Here is a 20,415-nt window from a genome sequence, read left to right as displayed (position 1 = left end):
GGATTCACCTTAAATCAGAAAACACACGATTAACACCACGACCATGGAGATCTTTGGAAAGGGACTCAATTCGCGGATAAGGCCAAAGGAGTCCGGACGGTTTGCTCTTCCGTGACGGGACTTAGGTTTGGTTCGAGGAGGAATACTCGGTCACCGGATACCTTTCCTTCCTGGAGGAGAAATTCTCGAATGCCTTGAGCACGTTGCTGAGCCAGGAGACGAAGCTGCTCATCCTCCACCTTGATCGATTCAAGCAATTTGGATTTCATCTGCTCAGGTGAAGGATTGTCCGGAGCTTTCCCTCCCGAAGGAGAAGCCAGAGTATTGGGTTGCACTCCAAATTGCTCGGCATACACTTCTGCGAGCAAGCGCCCTTCCTCCTCCGGACTTAGTTCAATCTGATCTAAAGATATCCCCTCCCTCGCGGAAGAGGAGCCCTGGACGAATTTTCGCTGTTGCAGTTGTTTCCGCAATTCCTCCACGGCCAAACCCGGGCGATCGACCTGGGGATCGGCAGCCCCGGCGATATCCAGTCGCAAGGCAGGACGATCGCCCAGCGCTTGACCAAGCGTATGCAGCTTTTCTTGTTCAGGAGGAGACAACTGGGCCTTACCCGCAGGAAAGGCCACATATTGCAGATCATCACCGCTGCCACCCACCAATCCTCCGACCATGGCAAAAGGAGATGTCGCAACTTTCGTCAGAAGATTTCCCACGGCATTCCAGATCACCCCTCCATAACTAAAATCCGGATCGTCCAAATTCCCGCGAACCGGCAAATCAATATCGATCTGTCCTTTGCGGTCTTTCAGTAAAGCCACGGCAAGAGGAATCGGCAACGACGTCGCATCCGGACTTTCGATTTTCTCACCCAGGCTCAACTGGTCAATCAACACCTTATTTTCACCAACGAGAGTCTTTTCAGAAACTTTATACTCAAGATCCAACGACAGCTTCCCCTTCGTGATGGGATACCCGACATAATGGGCCGAATAAGGAGAGACGGTGGGGAGATCAAGATTGTTGAACGTGAGGGTCACATCCGTATAGGCATCTTCACTCAAAGGATTAATTTGCCCGGCAATCTTGAATGGGGCGTATTTATCTACCGTCCCTTGTAACGCCACATCAGCTTTGGCTAATTGATCCGAAGAGAGGTCCTTAATCGTACCGCTCAAACCATCAATTTTTGTAACGACATTCGGAGAGACCGATTGATCGGTGAAACGAGCCAGAAGATTGGTGAGAGACACCGACTCGATTTTGACCGGAGTCGGAGACGATCCGGGAGATTCGGCCTCTAATAGCGTTTCGTCTGATGCCGTTTCTTCTTGAGATACGGATCCAGGCGGTGAAAACAATCGTTTAAGATTCAACCTTCCTTCCTCATCAATCAACAAGGCGAGTGCGGGGTTAATCAGGTCGATTTTTTGAAGATTTACTATGGTTGGTTCAATCTGAAGATCCAAAGCCTTCAGCTCAAACCCCTCCCATGTCAAAAAAGAGGTGTCCTGCATGGGATCACCAAGGGCCAAATGGGATATCCCCATTCCTCCTTTAAAGGTCCCCATTGGTTGAGTCGTCGTTTCCGCCTGATAGTGTGTGCTTCCTTGCAGCGAGAGCGCGCCATCCTCGATATCAAATTGAACAAAGGGAGCTATGTACGGTTGAAACGGCTGAAGGGCAATGTTCTTTAATGACAGGTCAAGTTCAATGGACAGGGGATCTATCTTCAACACCCCTTGCAAATTAGCCTGTCCGGTTTGATTGAACTGAAACGAGAGATCGAGAGGAAGAGAGCGATCCAAATCCAATGACACGTCCGAGGTGTGAAAATGAATGGTGTCCAATAGCAGTTTGACAGGATCTTCAGGCTGGCGGTCCTCGAAATCAATCGTGAAGTTATCCAAGGCAAGATCCTCAATGACCATATTCCACGGATTGGCCGGGGAAGATTCCGGTTCAGGAACTGTCTGATTTTCTAATGCCACAGGTGAAAACAACGTCTGATAATTGACCACACCATCCTTCCCGACCCACCCGGTAAATTGAGCGTCACGAGACTGTATCGAAGGAATTCGAACGTCCTGCTTGGCCACATCAACCGAGACGCCGTTGACTTCAAAAAGGGGAATCGTGATCACGGGGGAGAGGGTCCCTTTCTCCTGAATCTGTAAATCATGAATCGTCAGGGTCCCTCCATCGACCACGACATCCACCCCCTGATCGGTCGTAGACAATCGATAATGTCCTTTCATCGTTATCTGTCCTTGAGGAATCTCAAATCGAACCAGATCCTGAGCATAGGTCCATAGTCCGGGCAATTGGTAATCTTCAAAAACCAAGCGCCCTTCGGACTGAAAGGGTTCCAGAGTGACCGTCCCTTCCCAGGTAATTTTCTCACCTGCACCGCGTTCAGCTGAGAGCACATAGGAATTGGCCTGACCTTTTTGGGTACTAAACTGTTCCAGCGTGAGATTGATTGGCACGAAATGCGCCACAAATGGAGTCGGGCGGGAAGAATCCCGAAATTCCAACATTCCCTGTTGAATGGAAAGTTGTTCGATTAGAATCGCCGGCAATTCTGCGGATTCTGATGATGAGTTTTCCTCAGATCGAGCCTCGGGAGGGACATCCTGAGATTCGGAGGAAAGGCCTAATGCCGCCAGATTCAAGGACCCGTCGGCGCGAACCCATGCCAATCCATACGGCAGCTCCACCCGAATTTCCGCAAACGTGTAGGCTCGGTTCACCAGCGAAGCGGCAGGATCGAAATTAATGAACAGTTCCTCAAACCCCACCATAGGTGAGCCATCCGATTCCTGAACACCAAACCCGTTTATCTGTAGTGTAAACAAAAATGGATTGAACCCGGCTTCCTGCATAGTCACCGGCCGACCCAATTGCTCCGAAAGCCTGGGAGGAACCTTCGTGGTAATCGCCCAGGGAATCACCAAAAACCCAACCACCGTGTACAAAACCATCAAGCCGAACAGCACGAACAAGAATATTTTTAAAGTTTTGGTCATAAAAATTTATAAGATTGTAGGGAAAAGAAAGTCACCGCCTGCAGACAACACAAAAAACACTTTCACTCTATCATAACGACTCATCCCCAAGGGACCCCCAAAACACCCGTGAGAAGTGCTTGCAATCAATTCATGGTTTTGCGATGGTTTTTAGGTGATGCAGTTTTATTACCAATCAACCCTTCAAAACCAATCGTTGGCCGGTCACCATCCTGGGATTTATCTACCACCCACACAAGCAAATTCCAATTATTCCACCCGGCTTATGTGTGCAGGGATAATTGCCTTAAACTGTTTAGGAATACACACCGGATGCGTTCAGACATCTTTTGAGAAATCCTATCCCGAGCCTCTGGTCAATCAAGGCTCGCTAAAGACTGAAGAGGAAGACGGACCGTTTCAATCCTGGAAAGACCGGCAGAAATATTTCCTCGTGGTCGCCGTTAATGAAACCGGCCTCCCGAACTCGGACTTACCCTTTACCCAAGCCGACGCGACCGAAATCGCCGACGCGCTCACCGGACTCGGCTATCAACCTCTCGACCCTGACCATCCGATTTTGACCGGGCAAGAGGCCACGCGGAGCGCAATCATTAAATCTGTCAAAACGAGTTACCAAGAAAAATATGATAACGATATCATCGTCATCTATTTCACCGGCCATGGCTCGGTCGGCACCAAAGATCTCTGGCTGCAAACCTTTGGTCAGGAGGAACTGGGGGAAGGGCAAGGGATCGCCCTCGCGGAACTCGTCACCCGAACCCGCTTCAAAGAAGGCAAGCCTGCCTTTGAAGGGGAATTGGTCATCATCATAGATACATGCTTTAGCGGTCAGGGGGTTCTCTCCCAATCACTGACCTTGGGCGAAATGGGACGCAAGACGACAATTTTTTCAGCCAGTACCAAAAAGCAAGTTTCCTATCCCTTGCAGGGACCGGATCTCCCGCACATGAGCGCCTTTACCTATAGCTTCTTGCAAGCCATAGGTCCCCAATGGGCGGAAGCGGATTGGGACGGCGATGGCATGCTGCGTTACCCGGAAATACATATCTTTGCAAAAAATCTATTAAAGCAACTGTGGAAGGAAGGCAAAATTGAAGCCTTCATGGAGCCGGAATTATTTAACCCGAACCAGGAAAAATTTCTGGCTTATCGAAGAGACCAGGTTCGAGCGTGGAACACCCCATATCGCAAAGCCCTGCAAACAGAAGAAGTCATCAAAGCCGAAGCGGCTCCCCTGCAATCCCTCGAAGGCAATCCCCAAAAAATACCCGCTTTGCCCAAAAAGGCCAAAATACTTGCAAGAGGGTTAGCACCAGAACCCGGTGACTTCTACCTCAAAGGCCTGCAAGCAACGGCAGAGGGGAACATGGCACAAGCCAGAAAATTCTTCGCCGAAGCCGAGGAACACATTCAAAAAACTGAAAACCATGAACGAAATAAGCGGCATGTACTCTATATCTCACGCGCCCGCATGGAAATCTATGCCGGAAAATTTACTGAGGCCTTCACCTGGTATCAGAAAGCGTCCGTTATTCGTTCGCCGACGGCCCCTGAACTCCTCAACGAAATAGGCCTAGCCGGCGTCCGGGCAGGAAAATACGCCGAGGCGGAGCCTCACCTTCTCCAAGCCCTTCAGCTTCGCGAACAAGACTTAGATCCAACGCATCCCGATTTGGCTGGCAGCCTCAACAACCTGGCGGAACTGTATCGCACGCAAGGCAGGTACACTGACGCCGAGCCCCTCTTGCAGAACGCCCTCAGGATTTCGGAAACAGCCCTCGGAGCCGACCATCCCCAAGTTGCAGTCACCCTTAACAATATGGCGGTCCTGTATTACACCCAAGGGAAGTATGCCGAAGCCGAGCCCCTCTATCAGCGCGCCCTCCGGATTGACGAAGCGGCCTTGGGACCGAATCATCCCGATGTGGCACGGGATCTCAATAACCTAGCGGAATTGTATCGGACGCAAGGGAAGCACGCCGACGCCGAACTCCTCTACCAGCGTGCCCTCCACATTAACAAACTGGTGCTAGGAGCGAATCATCCACAAGTGGCCTTGAACCTTAACAATCTGGCGGAGCTGTATCGTACGCAAAGCAGGTACACCGACGCCGAGCCCCTCTATCAGCGAGCCTTCCAGATTGCGGAAACGGCCCTCGGAGCCGACCATCCCCAAGTTGCAGTCACCCTTAACAACATGGCGGCCCTGTATTACACCCAAGGGAAGTACGCCGAGGCCGAGGCCCTCTATCAGCGGGCCATCCAGATTGATGAAGCGGCCTTGGGACCGAATCATCCCGATGTGGCACGGGATCTCAATAACCTGGCGGAAGTTTATCGTGCCCAAGAAAAATACACCGAAGCCGAATCCCTACACCTACGGGCCCTCCGAATTGAAGAGGTGACTCTTGGCCTCAATCATCCTAATATCGCCACTAGCCTCAACAACCTGGCGGAACTATTTCGCACCCAAGAAAAGTATACCGAAGCCGAACCCCTCTACTTGCGGGCCCTCCAAATTGAAGAGGTGTCTCTTGGACCCAATCATCCTAATTTCGCCAGGAGTCTCAACAACCTGGCTCTTCTCTATACAGCCCAAAGCAAGCACGCCTTGGCCGGGCCCCTCACACAGCGCTCCCTCAACATCACTGAAGGCGCCTTGGGATCTACGCACCCTGACGTAGCTATTGGCCTCAACAACCTGGCGGAACTGTACAAAGCTCAAAGAAAATACGACGAGGCCGAGCCCCTCTACCAACGCAGTTATTGGATTTCCTCAAACGGACTCGGACCCGACCATCCAAATGTGGCCACGGTGTTCGAAAATTACCAGGATCTCCTGAAAACCAGCGGACAGCCATATGACAAGGAAACGGTTATTCGCAAACTGCAACAGGCCCAGGACTCCCAAGCATCTCCCGTATCTTCTCCAGCTCCTTAGGAAGCTGGGCTTACCCAACCCAATGTCCCTCAGAATTTTTCCCAAGCTATTCTAAGGGAACATTGAAGCAGGTTTGCAATTATTGCTCACTTTCGTAATAGTGGCCCTATCAGGAAGCCCGGGCCATATGAAAAGAACCCTGCTCAACCCATCGTTCAACCTTCCCCGGAAACCCCGGAATACCCTGTCCACCGTCACAGCCCTCTTTGTGATTCTTGGTTATTTCTCAATCAGTTTCTCCACAACCACTGGCTACGCCGCGCTCGATCCGACTCTGCCGGAACCGCTTATCAAACTCGGCACGCTTCTTACTGAAGAGAAGGACGGCGCTTACCAATATTGGCACAAAAAGCAGAAATTCTTTCTCATTGTGGCCGTTGAGAAAACAAAGAAATCTGAATCGAAAGGAACAACTGACAAAGAAAAATCTCCCAATATAGATCTGCCCTTCACGCTTGTCGATGCGAAGGAGATTCAACAAACGCTGACGGCCCAAGGGTACCAACCTTTAGATCCTCAGCACCCTATTCTGTCAGGAGAAAAAGCCACGGGCAGCTATATCCTTGAGGCCTTAACAAAGGCTCATGCCCAGCCCGTAGACCAGGAAGACATTATATTAGTGTATTTTACTGGGCACGGAATCAGAGGCGGGAGGGATCTTTGGCTGCAAACCTTTGGACAGGCCGCATATAAAGAGGGACAAGGGATCCCTCTTTCCCAACTCATCCACCAGATACGACAAAAGGACGGCGAATCGGCATTTGAAGGGCAGCTCTATGTCATCATTGACGCTTGCTCGAGTGGAGCCGGAACCCTTTCCAAGGGTCTCACCCTGGAAGAATTAGGTAAAGAGACCACCATTTTTACATCGAGTTCGCAAAATCAAACCTCCCTCCCTCTCAACCCCCCCCTTCCTCGGATGAGTGCATTTACCTATGCCATTTTGCAAGGGATGGGATCAGATTGGGTCAAGGCCGATCACGATCACGACGGAATTCTTCGTTTTGAGGAAATGCGCATTTATGTCAGCAACCAACTTCGCTCATGGTCTGAGAAAAAATTGATAGATGGGCACATGGATCCCTCCTGGGTAGGCAACCAAAAAACCGACATGTTGGCCTATCGGCGAGACCAAGTTAGGGTTAGGACAAGCCCCTACCGCACCGCCCTGCAAACGAAAGAAGTCAGTAAAGCCCTAGGGGCTAATCTCCAAACATTGGGGGCCAATCCCAAAGAAAAACCCGAGTTGCCCCAAGCAGCCAAAGCCCTGGCCAAAGGGCTGGACCCGGACCCTCAAGATTTTTATGCTCAGTTCCTTCAAGCCACTGCAGACAAACGCATGAAGGATGCCCGGGTCCTCTTTGCCAAAGCCGAGGAACAGTCACAGCAACAAGAACAGGTCGAAGAAAACAGCCGACAAGAAGCGCTCAAACAACAACAGGAAGCGGAAGCCGCCAAGCAAATCGAACGGGACAAACGCTACGACCTGTATCTGGACAGGGCACGCATGGAAACCTACGACGGCAAATTCACGGAGGCCTTCACCTGGTATCAAAAAACCGCCGACCTTAGGCCGCCGGAAGCCCCGGACCTCATCAACGAAATCGGGCTGGCGGGCCTTCGGGCCGGAAAATATCCCCAAGCGGAACCCTATCTACAACAAGCCCTACAACAACGTGAACAAGATCTGGATCCAAAACATCCGGACATTGGAATGAGCCTCAACAACCTGGCGGGCCTGTATCAGGCCCAAGGGAAGTACGCCGAGGCCGAGCCCCTCCTCCAGAATGCCCTCCGGATTCGAGAAGCGACGCTTGGACCGAATCATCCCGATCTCGCAGTCAGCCTCAACAACCTGGCGGAGCTGTATCGCACCCAAGGGAAGTACGCCCAGGCGGAGCCCCTCCTCCAGAATGCCCTCCGGATTCGAGAAGCGACGCTTGGACCGAATCATCCCGATCTCGCAGTCAGCCTCAACAACCTGGCGGAGCTGTATCGCACCCAAGGGAAGTACGCCCAGGCGGAGCCCCTCTACCAGCGCGCCCTCCGCATTAACGAACAGGCCCTGGGGACGGACCATCCCGACGTAGCTTTGAACCTCAACAACCTGGCGCTCTTGTATAAAACCCAAGGGAAGTACGCCCAGGCGGAGCCCCTCTACCAGCGCGCCCTCCGGATTCGAGAAGCGACGCTTGGACCGAATCATCCCGATGTGGCTCAAAGCCTCAACAACCTGGCGGGCCTCTATCAGGCCCAAGGGAAGTACGCCGAGGCCGAGCCCCTCTATCAGCGCGCCCTCCGGATTAATGAAGCTGCCCTCAACATCAATCACCCCCATCTCGGGATCAGCCTCAACAACCTGGCAGAACTGTATCGCACCCAAGGGAAGTACGCCGAGGCCGAGCCCCTCTATCAGCGCGCCCTCCGGATTACGGAAACCGCCCTGGGACCGGACCATCCTTCGGTGGCGATTCGCCTCAACAACCTGGCAGAACTGTATCGCATCCAAGGGAAGTACGACGAGGCCGAGCTTCTCTACCAAAGAAGTTATTGGATTTTTTTAAGGACACTCGGATCGGACCATCCCAATGTAGCCACGGTGTTCGAAAATTACCAGGATCTCCTGAAAACCAGCGGACAGGCCTCTGACAAAGATGCAGTTACTCGCAAACTGCAAAAGGCCCAGGACTCCCAAGCCTCTCCCGTATTTTCTTCAGCTCCTTAAAATGGCTGGACTTCGCCAAAAGCGGATGTCCCCCAGAATGTTTATCCCAAGCTATCCTAAGGGAACACTGAGGCAGTGTTTGCAATTATTGCTCACTTTCGTAATAGTGGCCCTGTGAGGATGCCTGGGCCATATGAAAAGAACCCTGCTCAACCCATCGTTCATCCTTCCCCGGAAACTCCGGAAGGCTCTGTCCACCGTCACAGTCCTCGTTGTGATTCTTGGGTGTTTCTCAATCAGTTTCTCCACAACCACCGGCCACGCCGCACTCGGTTCGACGCTTTCCGATCCGTTGGTCAAACTCAGCACGCTCCCGCCCGAAGACGCCGACGGCCCGCTTCGCTATTGGAGTAAACACAAAAAATACTTTCTGGTGATTGCCGTCAATCAAACCGATGTGCCCGAGACCGACCTGACCTTTGCTCAGGTGGACGGCAGTCGCATTGTGGACAGCCTTACCACACTGGGGTACCAGCCCCTGGATCCCGCGCACCCCATCCTGACCGGTCCTCAGGCCACGGCCAGCGCCATCATGGCCGTCATCGATGAAGCCCGCCGGAAAGAAGAAGAGGCCTCGCTTGTGGTCTATTACACGGGGCATGGCGCGGTGGGCCCCAAAGACTTGTGGCTGCAGACCGCAGGACAAGTGAAAGTGGGAGACGGACAGGGCGTGAAATTTTCAGACCTGATCGTGCAAGCGCGCCACACCACCACGGGGAAAGGGTTTGAAGGCAACCTGGTTCTGATCCTGGATGCCTGCTACAGCGGCACGGGCACAGTGTCCCAAGGTTTGACCCTGGGGGACCTGGGCCCACACACGACCATTCTTACCTCCAGTGGCGGCATTCAGGAATCCTTCAGCCTGGACTATCCCGCGTATCCCAAGATGAGCGCCTTCACCTATGCCTTGCTCCAAGGTATGGGAGCCGACTGGGCGCAAGCCGACGGGGACGGGGACGGCATCCTCCGGTGGGAAGAACTCAAACAATACACCATCCGCCAATTACGAGCCCTGTATGACCGCAAGGCCCTCTCGCAACCCATGACCCCCAACATGCTCACCAATCATTCCGAGGGCTTCCTGGCCTATCAACGGGAGCAGGTCCGTGTCTGGCGCAGCAGCTACCGGGCCAATCTCACCACCAAAGAGATGAATGCCATTCTGGCTGCTCACCTCCAAACGCTGGGACCCAACCCCAAAGAGAAACCCGAGTTGCCCAAAGAAGCCGAAGCCCTGGCCAAGGGGTTGGACCCGGCACCCGAAGATTTTTACGCTCAGTTCCTCCACGCCACTGCGGACAATCGCATGAAGGATGCCCGCGTCCTCTTTGCCAAAGCCCAGGAACAGTCACAGAAAAAAGAACAGGCCGAAGAAAACAGCCGACAAGAAGCGCTCACACAACAACAGAAAGCGGAGGCCGCCAAGCAAGCGGAACGGGACAAACGCTACGACTTGTATCTCGCACGCGCTCGCATGGAAACCTATGACGGAAAATTTACCGAGGCCTTCACGTGGTATCAGAAAAGCGCCGACATTCATTCGCCGACGGCCCCAGACATCATCAATGAAATAGGACTGGGTGGCTTACGGGCCGGGAAATACTCCGAAACGGAGTCCTATTTCATCCAAGCCCTCCAACTACGAGAAAAAAATCTTGATCCCCACCACCCCGATCTCGCAGTCAGCCTCAACAACCTGGCGGAGCTGTATCGAACCCAAGGGAAGTACGCCCAGGCGGAGCCCCTCCTCCAGAATGCCCTCCGCATTAACGAACAGGCCCTGGGGGCGGACCATCCCCACGTAGCCTTGAACCTCAACAACCTGGCGCTCTTGTATAAAACCCAAGGGAAGTACGCCGAGGCGGAGCCCCTCTACCAGCGCGCCCTCCGGATTCGAGAAGCGACGCTTGGACCGAATCATCCCGATGTGGCTCAAAGCCTCAACAACCTGGCGGAGCTGTATCGCACCCAAGGGAAGTACGCCGAGGCGGAGCCCCTCTACCAGCGCGCCCTTCGGATTAATGAAGCCGCCCTTGGGCCCACTCATCCGGATGTCGCCAGCGACCTCAACAACCTGGCGCTCTTGTATAAAACCCAAGGGAAGTACGCCGAGGCGGAGCCCCTCTACCAGCGCGCCCTCCAGATTAATGAAGCCGCCTTGGGGCCGAATCATCCTTCGGTGGCGATTCGCCTCAACAACCTGGCGGGCCTCTATCAGGCCCAAGGGAAGTACGCCCAGGCGGAGCCCCTCCTCCAGAATGCCCTCCGCATTAACGAACAGGCCCTGGGGGCGGACCATCCCCACGTAGCCTTGAACCTCAACAATTTGGCGGCCCTCTATCAGGCGCAAGGAAAGTACGCCGAGGCCGAGCCCCTCTACCAGCGCACCCTTCGGATTGATGAAGCCGCCCTTGGGCCCACTCATCCGAATGTCGCCAGCGACCTCAACAATCTGGCCGAGCTGTATCAGGCCCAAGGGAAGTACGCCGAGGCCGAGCCCCTCTACCAAAGTAGTTATTGGATTTTTTTAAGGACACTCGGACCGGACCATCCCAATGTAGCCATCGTGTTCGGAAATTATCAGGAATTCCTGAAAACCAGCGGTCAGGCCTCTGACGAAGATGCGGTTATTCGCAAACTGCAACAGGCCCTGCAATCCATTGAAGCGCAATCTTCCGCAAAAACATCCCCTTAATTCAGAAGGAGTGCGTATGTCGTTCACGATGTTTCCGTCTTCATCTCAATCCAGAGGGTTCCGTCTGAATTTTCTTCTTGGTGGGTTGCTGATAGTGGTATCCTTTAGCTTGCTTTCCTGCGATCCGGAAGATGAGATCAACCGCTACTTTGCACAATCAGGCTTGACGCGTTTGGCTGTTCTCAGGACCGACGTGCAACCCGGCACGCTTATTCTCACCCGCGGGAAGGAAGCCTTTCTGGGCGATCATATCATGGACTATGTCGACCGCGAGGCCGATCCCGACCATGATTACGGCACCTTCGGCGGCTCGGCCAAGGACGAGGTAGATGCGGTATTGCGCCGCTTCAATAGCCAGACAACTCTCTCCGCCAAGACCGCACTGGAATTTCTGGTGAGTGTGTTCCGGCTTTCTCCCGGAGTGAATGTGGGCCTGACCGACACCGTGAAGATTGACATGCCTGATGCCAAGGTCCGCAAGATGAAGGTGGCCAGTCTGGAGAAATTTTTGACGCGAAGAGATTCCCAACTGTTTCGCACCAAAGTGCGGGAATGGGCCAAGCGGGGCCTCACCACTTATGTGGCGTATGAAGTGTTTCGGGCCAAGTCGCTTACGGTCGTGGCCGAGGAGGGCCAAGACGTGGCGCCTTCTCTCAAAGTGGGAGCCGCCGCGAACCTACCGGTGGAGGTTGAGGGAAGCGTGGCTTATAAAAAGACTGCGGGCAATGAACTGACCGTCTCTGGCGACCGCTATGTAGCCTTTGCGGTGAAAACGGCCAAGCTGTTGCCGGGAACTACCGACGATGCGGTGCTGGTGGATCGAACACAATTTGTGAAACCTAAGGAATGGGGCATTAAATCCGCCGGGACCGACGACCAATACGCCGCTCCCCTAGCCGAAAGCTTTGCCCCGGTGAGCCTGCAATCCGGGCTTCCTCCTGAATTCTAAAATACTCCAAGACGCCTCACCGAGTCGTCTCTACAGGAGTAAACCTCTAAATGGTAGGGCGGGCACCGCCCGCCAACATGTGCTGTCTATGGTCGATTACCCGCCGACAACATTCATAGTGCTTCCAAATAATCTCCCAAGCATTCCTGTCTTTGAGTCAAGTCAATATTGGTTACCTTGTCATATGGAATTCCCTGTCGTCTCTCTTGCTCCCCTTGTCCGACGCCTGCCGCCCGGCCCCAGAGGCGAACGCTCCCATCAACGGGCGGGCCCTGTTTGAGCACAGCGAGTTGGCCCGCCCTCCCGAGAGCTGCGTTCGTCTCATCGGATAAGGCCGGACGGGGCGTCATTGGTTTTGGGTCCTTTTGCCGAAACAAAAGGACCTCGGCTGCCGGTCGAAACCCGGCAATGACTATATTTCCCAGACCTCATTTTTCTTGACAGAAGATAGGTTTCTTCCCTATTGTCTTGGGTTTGCTTAAAATGGTGTTTTCTCCATTGGACCCGTTACCATGTTTACCACGCTGACAGAGAAAATCGAAAAAGTTTTCAAGCAGTTACGCGGCCAGGCCGTTCTGACTGAAGAGAATATTACCGATGCCTTGAAAGAGGTGCGCCTGGCGCTGTTGGAAGCCGACGTCAACTTCAAAATAGTTAAAGACTTCATTGAAAAGGTTCGTATAAAGGCCGTCGGGCAGGAAGTTCTGAAAAGTCTCACACCCGCCCATCAAGTGGTGAAAGTTGTCTGGGAGGAGCTGCGGGACCTTCTCGGCCATGAACAAAGCGCCCTTCATCTCTCTTCTCAACCCCCTACCGTCATCATGATGGTCGGATTGCAAGGCTCAGGCAAGACCACCACCACCGGGAAACTCGCTCATTATTTTAAAACTGAAGGCAAGCGGGTCCTGTTGGTCGCAGCCGATCCCCGTCGCCCTGCCGCAGGAGATCAGCTGACCTCACTCGGAACTGACCTTGATATTACGGTCCATCGTGGGACGAACGAGGGGCAACCTGGCGCCCAGGCCGTTCAAACCTGTCGGGATGGAGTCACTCGCGGGCGTGATCACGGCTACGATGTGGTGCTCTTAGATACCGGCGGTCGACTGCAAATCGATGAAGAATTGATGCAGGAATTAGTCGATATCCAAACGGGGGTTAAGCCACAGGAGGTTTTGCTAATCGCCGACTCCATGACCGGCCAGGAAGCGGTTGCTGTGGCCGAACGTTTCAACCAGGCCCTCGGTCTCACAGGCGTCATTTTAACGAAGGTCGAGGGCGATGCCCGTGGCGGAGCGGTGCTCTCGATCCGTGCGGCGACAGGCAAACCCATTAAATTTCTAGGAATCGGGGAAAAGCTGGATGCGTTAGAGCCCTTTTATCCAGACCGGATGGCCTCCCGTATTCTCGGTATGGGTGATGTGCTGACCTTGATTGAGAAAGCCCAGGAGAACTTTTCGGAGGAACAAGCGGTCGCATTGCAAAAAAAGGTTTCGAGTAATACCCTGACGTTGGAAGATTTTCGTGATCAAATCAAACAGGTGAATAAGTTAGGGTCGTTCGATCAGATTTTAGACATGCTCCCGGGTGGGCAAAAGATTAAAACGATGATGGATTCCGGCGGCGGCGGGAATGCTCAGGTACCCGAAAAAGAAATGAAACGGGTCGTGGCGATTATCGATTCGATGACCCCGCGCGAAAGGCGGGATCATACGATTTTAAATGGGAATCGGAAAAAGAGGGTGGCCAAAGGTAGCGGAACATCCGTTCCAGAGGTCAACCGGCTCATCAAGCAATTTTTGGATGCCCGACGCATGATGAAGTCCCTGGTCGGAGGGCAAATGGGGATGGGAAAAGGAAAAAAGCGCGGGAAGCTGATCCGCCGGGCTATCCATGCCCGGTAAAAAACGAAGTCTCCTTGAGCTTTTTCATTCATTCATATTCACGATAGAGGAGATTGCCAGTGGCAGTACATTTGCGACTTACACGTGTGGGCCGGCATAAACGGCCATTTTATCGAGTAGTGGCAGCCGATTCCCGCATGCCGCGGGATGGTCGGTTCCTTGAGGTCATTGGGACCTATGACCCCCTCAAGGGAAGCGATAAGGCGTCGTTTAAAGAAGATCGGGTGTTGAATTGGCTTCAAAATGGGGCTCAGCCCACTGATTCGGTCAGGGGGTTATTACGACAAACCGGTATCTTGAAGGCCTTTCGGGAGTCCAAACAAGCCCCAGCCAAATAATCTCGGCATGTCAGGGTAATGGAAGAGGGTTGCCCTGTTTATCCTGCATTTTGGAATGCCACCGTACTCATGGCTAAATTATGGATGCTCCTGAGCCATCCCGGTCTTCCTTGGTAACCATTGGCCGGATTCTCAAGCCTTTCGGCGTCCATGGGGAGGTACGTATTGAATCGCTGTCGGATGTTCCCGGGCGGTTTGAGGGATTAGAGACGGTGACACTGGCCCTTCCAGATGGAAGGATTCTTGAAACCCTGGTGACCTCGGTTCGGCAGATCAACCAGGGGGTGATTTTAGGACTTTCAGCATTTTCGACACCGGAAACCGCTGCCTTGTACCGAGGGGCCTGGATCAAGATTCCAGAGAACCAGAACCTTCCCAGGGACACTGATACGTTTTATCAGTTTGAATTAATCGGGCTCAGGGTTGAAGATGCCGAAGGACAACCCGTAGGAACATTAGAAGAAGTGCTCGAATATCCCCAACATCATGTGTTTGTGATTCGAAATGAGGATCGTGAAATTCTGGTCCCTGCCAGTCGGCGAACCATTGCCATGGTAGACCTCCCCCATAAGGTTTTGCGGTTAACCTCACGTGAATGGTGGGATACCACGTATGCGTTGTGACATTTTGACATTATTTCCGGAGTTGATTCACTCTGTGAGCTCACAGAGTATCATGAAACGCGCCCAGGATAAGGGCCTGCTCACACTCAATGTCCACAACATTCGAGACTATACTCATGATCCACATCGGACGGCGGATGATACGCCGTACGGAGGTGGCGGCGGGATGGTCATGAAGGCCGAACCGATTTTTCAAGCCATTGACCGGATAACACCGGACCTCAATGAAATACGCATCATCATCCCCTCTCCACAGGGCATCCGGTTTTCCCATGGACTTGCGAATGACCTGAGCCAGGATACTCGCCCTTTGTTATTTATTTGTGGGCACTATGAGGGAATTGACGAACGGGTCCGAACACATTTGCGGGTTGAAGAATTCTCCCTTGGGGATTATGTGCTGACCGGTGGTGAATTGGCGGCACTCGTGATGATCGATGCGGCCATGCGTCTCATACCCGGAGTATTAGGGGATCCACATTCTGCTCAACGAGAGTCGTTTGTGGAATCGCTGTTAGACTATCCTCATTTCACGAAACCCGTTGAAATTCGAGGCATGTCGGTTCCCGACATTTTAATGTCCGGCAACCATGAAGCCATTCGCCGTTGGCGTCGAAAAGAATCCTTGCGCCAGACGCTGCTGAAACGGCCGGATCTGTTAAATCATCATACTTGGAGCAGTGAAGATCGTGAGTTATTGGAAGAGATTGAACACAACTATACCTCGACGTCCGGTCGTACGACGAGACCTTGAAGGAGGGAGACTCTCATGAATCTGTTGGAGCGTTTAGAGCAATCGTTGGCACAGGGAACCGTGCCGTTTTTTGAAATAGGTGACACCGTCAGAGTTAAAGTGCGCGTGGTCGAAGAACGACAATACGGGAAAAAGAAGGAAGAGGCCAAAGAACGCATTCAGGTGTTTGAAGGACTCGTGATCGCTCGAAAAGGCCGTAAGGTATGCGAGAATTTTACCGTTCGTAAAATTTCCTTTGGAGTCGGAGTCGAGCGAATTTTCCCCCTTCATTCTCCTAATCTGGCAGGCATCGAAGTCATCAGAAAAGGTCAAGTGCGGCGGGCGAAGTTGTATTACCTTCGAGACAAAAAAGGCAAAGCTGCTAAAATTTCAGAACGGGAGTTTTCGCGTACACCAAAAACGGTGAAAAATGCTGCGGCGGCAGTCGAGGTCCCTGAAACCGGTGAATCGGAACCAACGGAAGTAGCGGAATAACGCAGGAGAAAGGGCTCACCTTTCATTGCACACCGACTCTCCCTCATGGATGGGTACGGGCCCGACAGATTATTTTGAACAAGCGGCCCGAGCCCTTGGATACCGGCGCATTGCAGGCCTGGATGAGGCTGGCCGCGGTCCTTTGGCCGGGCCGGTGGTCGCCGCGATCGTGATTCTTCCACGTCGGTGGTCACCGGTCCTTCTCGACGACTCCAAACTCCTGACTGAACAGCAACGTGACGTCTTATATGAGGCCATTACCACCCGGGCCCTGGATTGGGCCGTTGGACTGGCATCAGAGCAGGAGATTGACGAACTCAACATCCTGGGCGCCACACGATTGGCCGGTTGTCGGGCTCTTAGCTACCTGGCTACGCCACCCGATTATCTCCTTCTTGATGCTTTGCGCCTCCCTAGGGTTTCTGTCCCTCAACGACCGGTTATCAAAGGCGACCAACTTTCACGGTCTATTGCCGCCGCATCTATTCTGGCCAAAGTAGCACGAGATCGCATGATGATCTCCTATCACGAACGGTTTCCTCAGTATCAATTTCACCTCCATAAAGGATATCCCACACCGGAACATCTCAGACGTTTACAGCAGTTCGGCCCTTGTCCCGGGCATCGACGAAGCTTCGGACCTGTCCAAGCCTGCCTGAATGTCCCCTCGCTCGCATGACCACGCCTTCTCACCAGTTTGGGCGATCAGCGGAGGAATTTGCAGAAGAATGGCTCCGGAAAAAGGGCTATCGGATTCTTGAGCGGAATCTGCGGGTAGGAGGTGGAGAATTGGATCTCATTGCGCAACACCATGATACGCTGGTGTTTATTGAGGTCAAAGGACGACGCACCGATCAATTCGGCGGCGCTCCCTATGCCATCGATGCGCGCAAAAAACGCCAAATTATAAAATTGGCGTCCTATTACCTTTCTCAACAGGGCCTCAGCAACCAAGTTTGCCGGTTTGATGTTATCCTGGTCGCGGGAACCACCGAGGGTTCTCCGAAATTAACTCACCTGGAACAGGCTTTTGAGGTTTCCAGCTCCGACTGGCAATGGTAAATTAAAGAGGTTGGCCTCTGCATGAGGTCCAATGTCCGAAGGTGAACAGTCGGCAGCTCTTCCTGGGTACTCGCACCCAGGAACCATGGTTCCGTTTTATCTAGACAATAAGCCATTTAAAGGTCCAGGCCATAAGATAGCATGATTCAATTATTTCACGTCACCAAATACTACGATGGTTGCCTTGCGCTTTCAGATATTTCCCTACGAATCGAAAAAGGCGAATGTGTGTTACTCACAGGACCAAGCGGAGCCGGCAAAACCACTCTACTCAAGCTTATTTTTGGGGCAGAACACCCTGATGAAGGTCAAATCCTCGTCCAAAACCGCAATATCGCCAGACTCGGAGGATCCGATGTCCCCTATCATCGAAGAACCATGGGGTATGTACTTCAGGACTTCAAACTGCTCCCGCAGCGGACGGTCTCCGAGAACGTGGCCCTCCCACTCATTATTCGTGGGTTGTCATCGTTCGAATCGCGGCGGAAGGTCTTGGAAGCCCTTCGCGCAGTTGGCATGGACCATAAACTCAGCACTATTGCCTCTGTGTTGTCCGCTGGAGAGCAGCAACGTGTGTGTATCGCCAGAGCGATTGTGAACAGTCCCATCATCCTTTTAGCCGACGAACCAACGGGAAATTTAGACCCCCAACTGACTACCGAAATTGCGGCATTATTTAAAGCCATCAATACCCGGGGAACAACCGTCATGATGGCAACCCACAATCGACAAGTTGTTGAGCAATTGAATGGAAGAATCCTCAGGCTGGATTGCGGACATCTCGTGTCTGATCAAGGAGCGTATACGTGAAACGGCTCTGGTATTTTATCCGTGAAGCCTATACCAGCCTCCGTACGCATCAGACCAGTACGCTGATTGGTATTCTCATCACCGCGTTCACCCTGACCAGCTTTGGTATCTTTCTCCTTCTTTATCATAACGTGCATAATCTATTGGGTCAGGTTCAACACACTATTCAAATCATCGTATATCCCAAGGATGGCATTGAATCCGGCAAACTTCGTGATTTACAACAGGGCCTTAAGGCCGATCCAGCGGTGGACTCCCTCACCTTTATTTCGAAGGAAGACGCGTTAACCGAATTTAAAGAACAATTTCCCGAGGAAGTCTATCTCCTGGACGGTCTTGGCGAAAGCCCGTTTCCCGCATCATTGGTATTGACCATGGCCGCTAAGACTCCAACCACCGATATGATTGCCAACCTGGTCAACCGTCTCAAACATCATCCCGATATTGATCGGGTTCGGTATAATCGAGATTGGATCGAGCGCCTCACCCTTATCATCGCCTATATGGAGTTCGGCGCATTAGTCGTTGGGAGCATTTTGGCCCTAGCCTCCGTCACCATCATTGCGGTTACCGTGCAACTGGCATTTCATACCAGACAGCAGGAAATAGAAATTTTACGGTTAATCGGGGCGACGAGTCTCTTTATTAGCATTCCGTATCTCATTGAGGGAGCCATCCTAGGGGCTGCCGGGGGCGGTATGGCCTTAGGATTCTTACGTGGGGGATTTGAACTTTTCACGCATAAAACCCAAGGCATGAGCGTGTTCGGGGGATTTTCCTCCGCATTAGAGTTTTTCCCCCTACCCCTATCACTCATTTTGATAGCAGGAGGCATCCTCTTGGGGTGCCTGGGAACACTGACTACCATTTATGGCTCGTTGCGATTTCGTCTATGACGCGAGTTAACCTATTTTTCCACACAGGAGTGCTCCCAATCGGACTGCTCCTCATCTTTGTCCAAGCCGGTTGGAGCGCTGACCCATCCACCATCAAAGATGAAATCAGTCAGGAGCGTCTGCGGTTGGAAAAGCTCAACCAGGAAATTGCCGAAACTCAAAAAGAAACCAAACGGATCGAGAAGAAGCATGGGTCGGTTTTGAAAACAATTGATAAATTGGATCGCCAGCTCTATGAGCAAAAGAAAGAACGCAATCGCATTAATGACCAGATCAAAGTAACAGACGAGGAATTGGCGAATCTGAGCACAAAGATTGGGGAAGTTGAGCAGGACGTTCAAACCCGGCAATCCTCCATTTCCGCCAGACTTCGGTTATTATACATGGAGGGACGCACAGGTTATTTGAAAACTCTCTTCGCAGCTGAATCATTCACCGAGGCTGCACACCGTATGGATTATCTTTCATGGGTTGCCCAACGGGAACATCAGCTTGTCCGACAGTTTCAAGAAGACCTTTCGAATCTCCAACAGCTCAAGGAACAACAGACGGCGGCCCGCGAGGATCTCCTTCGCTTCCAGGGAGAAACACAACAGACCATCAAAAAAGTCTCAGGGCTCAAACGTCAAAAACGCTCTGTCCTGGTCAGTCTCTCCAAAGAAAAGGACGCACATGCACGGATGGTGGAAGATCTTCAACGATCAGCTGAACAGGTGGATAGCCTTCTCAAAGAATTGGACCAACGTTTCAAATTGGCTCAATCCCGAATGCGCCAACCCCCTGGAGCGCTCCCATCCCTTGGATCTCTCCTCTGGCCCGTTGAAGGAAAAGTGGTTTCGAATTTTGGTCGGCAAAAACATCCCACTTTTGATACATTTGTGACAAAAAAGGGCATAGAAATCAGCGCGAAGGAAGGGAGTCCGATTCGGGCAGTCTCATCGGGAAACGTCGTCTATGCCGACTGGCTTAAGGGATACGGCCTGGTCGTCATCGTCGACCATACCAATGGCTTTTATTCTCTCTACGCCCATGCCTCAAAGCTCTTAGTGGCTGAAGGCCAATCTGTCAAAAACGGGCAAGTCATTGGTGAAACAGGCGAAACAGGCGTCACCCAGGAAGACACTCTTTATTTTGAATTACGTAAAGGCACCACCCCCATCGATCCCCTGAAATGGCTGGTAAAACAGCCTTAATTGAACAACTGGAAGAAGGAAC

General features: G+C 52.5%; 16 protein-coding genes. 14 read left to right on the top strand and 2 right to left on the bottom strand.

The window, feature by feature from the left end; all coding sequences use genetic code 11:
* Nucleotides 1-65: 65 nt before the first annotated feature.
* Nucleotides 66-3,029 (bottom strand): DUF748 domain-containing protein, encoded by a 2,964-nt coding sequence (locus LX98_RS02715; protein ID WP_496427433.1) that lies wholly within the window; start codon nucleotides 3,027-3,029, stop codon nucleotides 66-68.
* 157 nt (nucleotides 3,030-3,186) lie between these two features.
* Between LX98_RS02715 and LX98_RS02710 the strand changes: the two genes are divergently transcribed.
* The 4 genes from LX98_RS02710 to LX98_RS02695 all read left to right on the top strand — a co-directional run bounded on the left by LX98_RS02710 (nucleotide 3,187) and on the right by LX98_RS02695 (nucleotide 12,342).
* A complete protein-coding gene (locus tag LX98_RS02710; protein WP_496427432.1) occupies nucleotides 3,187-5,973 on the top strand; it encodes a tetratricopeptide repeat protein in 2,787 nt (928 codons plus the stop codon).
* Nucleotides 5,974-6,100: 127 nt separating this feature from the next.
* Entirely contained in the window at nucleotides 6,101-8,698 is a 2,598-nt protein-coding gene (locus LX98_RS02705) for a tetratricopeptide repeat protein (protein ID WP_496427431.1), read from the top strand.
* Between the two features lie 133 nt (nucleotides 8,699-8,831).
* Nucleotides 8,832-11,393 carry a tetratricopeptide repeat protein gene (locus LX98_RS02700; RefSeq protein ID WP_496427430.1) on the top strand — a complete coding sequence of 854 codons (2,562 nt, stop codon included), beginning with the start codon at nucleotides 8,832-8,834 and terminating at the stop codon, nucleotides 11,391-11,393.
* 16 nt (nucleotides 11,394-11,409) lie between these two features.
* Nucleotides 11,410-12,342: a hypothetical protein gene (locus LX98_RS02695; RefSeq protein ID WP_496427429.1), complete on the top strand. Its 933-nt coding sequence runs from the start codon at nucleotides 11,410-11,412 to the stop codon at nucleotides 12,340-12,342.
* A gap of 113 nt (nucleotides 12,343-12,455) precedes the next feature.
* Here LX98_RS02695 and LX98_RS02690 read toward each other — a convergent pair whose 3' ends face one another.
* A complete protein-coding gene (locus LX98_RS02690) occupies nucleotides 12,456-12,692 on the bottom strand; it encodes a hypothetical protein (RefSeq protein ID WP_496427428.1) in 237 nt (78 codons plus the stop codon).
* 162 nt (nucleotides 12,693-12,854) lie between these two features.
* Here LX98_RS02690 and ffh point away from each other — a divergent pair, with 162 nt between their 5' ends.
* The 10 genes from ffh to LX98_RS02640 all read left to right on the top strand — a co-directional run bounded on the left by ffh (nucleotide 12,855) and on the right by LX98_RS02640 (nucleotide 20,393).
* A complete protein-coding gene (gene ffh / locus LX98_RS02685) occupies nucleotides 12,855-14,243 on the top strand; it encodes a signal recognition particle protein (RefSeq protein ID WP_496427427.1) in 1,389 nt (462 codons plus the stop codon).
* A 59-nt stretch (nucleotides 14,244-14,302) separates the two neighbouring features.
* The gene (gene rpsP / locus LX98_RS02680) at nucleotides 14,303-14,581 is read left to right on the top strand and encodes a 30S ribosomal protein S16 (protein WP_496427426.1); all 279 of its coding nucleotides are present in this window, start codon (nucleotides 14,303-14,305) and stop codon (nucleotides 14,579-14,581) included.
* Nucleotides 14,582-14,661: 80 nt separating this feature from the next.
* Nucleotides 14,662-15,204, top strand: a complete 543-nt coding sequence (gene rimM / locus LX98_RS02675; RefSeq protein WP_496427425.1) for a ribosome maturation factor RimM — start codon at nucleotides 14,662-14,664, stop codon at nucleotides 15,202-15,204.
* Nucleotides 15,194-15,958, top strand: a complete 765-nt coding sequence (gene trmD, locus LX98_RS02670) for a tRNA (guanosine(37)-N1)-methyltransferase TrmD (RefSeq protein WP_496427424.1) — start codon at nucleotides 15,194-15,196, stop codon at nucleotides 15,956-15,958. The genes rimM and trmD overlap by 11 nt, the downstream gene beginning before the upstream one ends.
* A 15-nt stretch (nucleotides 15,959-15,973) precedes the next feature.
* Nucleotides 15,974-16,432 (top strand): 50S ribosomal protein L19, encoded by a 459-nt coding sequence (rplS, locus tag LX98_RS02665; RefSeq protein ID WP_496427423.1) that lies wholly within the window; start codon nucleotides 15,974-15,976, stop codon nucleotides 16,430-16,432.
* 25 nt (nucleotides 16,433-16,457) lie between these two features.
* Nucleotides 16,458-17,111, top strand: a complete 654-nt coding sequence (gene rnhB / locus LX98_RS02660; RefSeq protein ID WP_496427422.1) for a ribonuclease HII — start codon at nucleotides 16,458-16,460, stop codon at nucleotides 17,109-17,111.
* Nucleotides 17,108-17,494: a YraN family protein gene (locus tag LX98_RS02655; RefSeq protein ID WP_496427421.1), complete on the top strand. Its 387-nt coding sequence runs from the start codon at nucleotides 17,108-17,110 to the stop codon at nucleotides 17,492-17,494. The genes rnhB and LX98_RS02655 overlap by 4 nt, the downstream gene beginning before the upstream one ends.
* A 141-nt stretch (nucleotides 17,495-17,635) precedes the next feature.
* Nucleotides 17,636-18,304, top strand: a complete 669-nt coding sequence (gene ftsE, locus LX98_RS02650) for a cell division ATP-binding protein FtsE (protein ID WP_312643977.1) — start codon at nucleotides 17,636-17,638, stop codon at nucleotides 18,302-18,304.
* Nucleotides 18,301-19,200, top strand: coding sequence for a permease-like cell division protein FtsX (locus LX98_RS02645; protein ID WP_496427420.1), 900 nt, complete (start codon nucleotides 18,301-18,303; stop codon nucleotides 19,198-19,200). Before ftsE ends, LX98_RS02645 begins: the two co-directional genes overlap by 4 nt.
* The gene (locus LX98_RS02640) at nucleotides 19,197-20,393 is read left to right on the top strand and encodes a peptidoglycan DD-metalloendopeptidase family protein (RefSeq protein WP_496427419.1); all 1,197 of its coding nucleotides are present in this window, start codon (nucleotides 19,197-19,199) and stop codon (nucleotides 20,391-20,393) included. Before LX98_RS02645 ends, LX98_RS02640 begins: the two co-directional genes overlap by 4 nt.
* The last annotated feature ends 22 nt before the right edge of the window (nucleotides 20,394-20,415 follow it).

It is taken from the genome of Nitrospira marina, from assembly GCF_059568365.1.
Note: the sequence above shows the minus strand (reverse complement) of the source record. Positions and strands in the feature narration are given on the sequence as shown.

Coding starts and splice junctions, on each gene's coding strand:
- LX98_RS02705 (WP_496427431.1), top strand. CDS start 6,101: ATGAAAAGAACCCTGCTCAACCCATCGTTCAACCTTCCCCGGAAACCC.
- LX98_RS02710 (WP_496427432.1), top strand. CDS start 3,187: ATGCAGTTTTATTACCAATCAACCCTTCAAAACCAATCGTTGGCCGGT.
- LX98_RS02700 (WP_496427430.1), top strand. CDS start 8,832: ATGAAAAGAACCCTGCTCAACCCATCGTTCATCCTTCCCCGGAAACTC.
- rimM (WP_496427425.1), top strand. CDS start 14,662: ATGGATGCTCCTGAGCCATCCCGGTCTTCCTTGGTAACCATTGGCCGG.
- ftsE (WP_312643977.1), top strand. CDS start 17,636: ATGATTCAATTATTTCACGTCACCAAATACTACGATGGTTGCCTTGCG.
- LX98_RS02695 (WP_496427429.1), top strand. CDS start 11,410: ATGTCGTTCACGATGTTTCCGTCTTCATCTCAATCCAGAGGGTTCCGT.
- ffh (WP_496427427.1), top strand. CDS start 12,855: ATGTTTACCACGCTGACAGAGAAAATCGAAAAAGTTTTCAAGCAGTTA.
- LX98_RS02655 (WP_496427421.1), top strand. CDS start 17,108: ATGACCACGCCTTCTCACCAGTTTGGGCGATCAGCGGAGGAATTTGCA.
- LX98_RS02640 (WP_496427419.1), top strand. CDS start 19,197: ATGACGCGAGTTAACCTATTTTTCCACACAGGAGTGCTCCCAATCGGA.
- LX98_RS02715 (WP_496427433.1), bottom strand. CDS start 3,029: ATGACCAAAACTTTAAAAATATTCTTGTTCGTGCTGTTCGGCTTGATG.
- LX98_RS02690 (WP_496427428.1), bottom strand. CDS start 12,692: ATGACGCCCCGTCCGGCCTTATCCGATGAGACGAACGCAGCTCTCGGG.
- rplS (WP_496427423.1), top strand. CDS start 15,974: ATGAATCTGTTGGAGCGTTTAGAGCAATCGTTGGCACAGGGAACCGTG.
- trmD (WP_496427424.1), top strand. CDS start 15,194: ATGCGTTGTGACATTTTGACATTATTTCCGGAGTTGATTCACTCTGTG.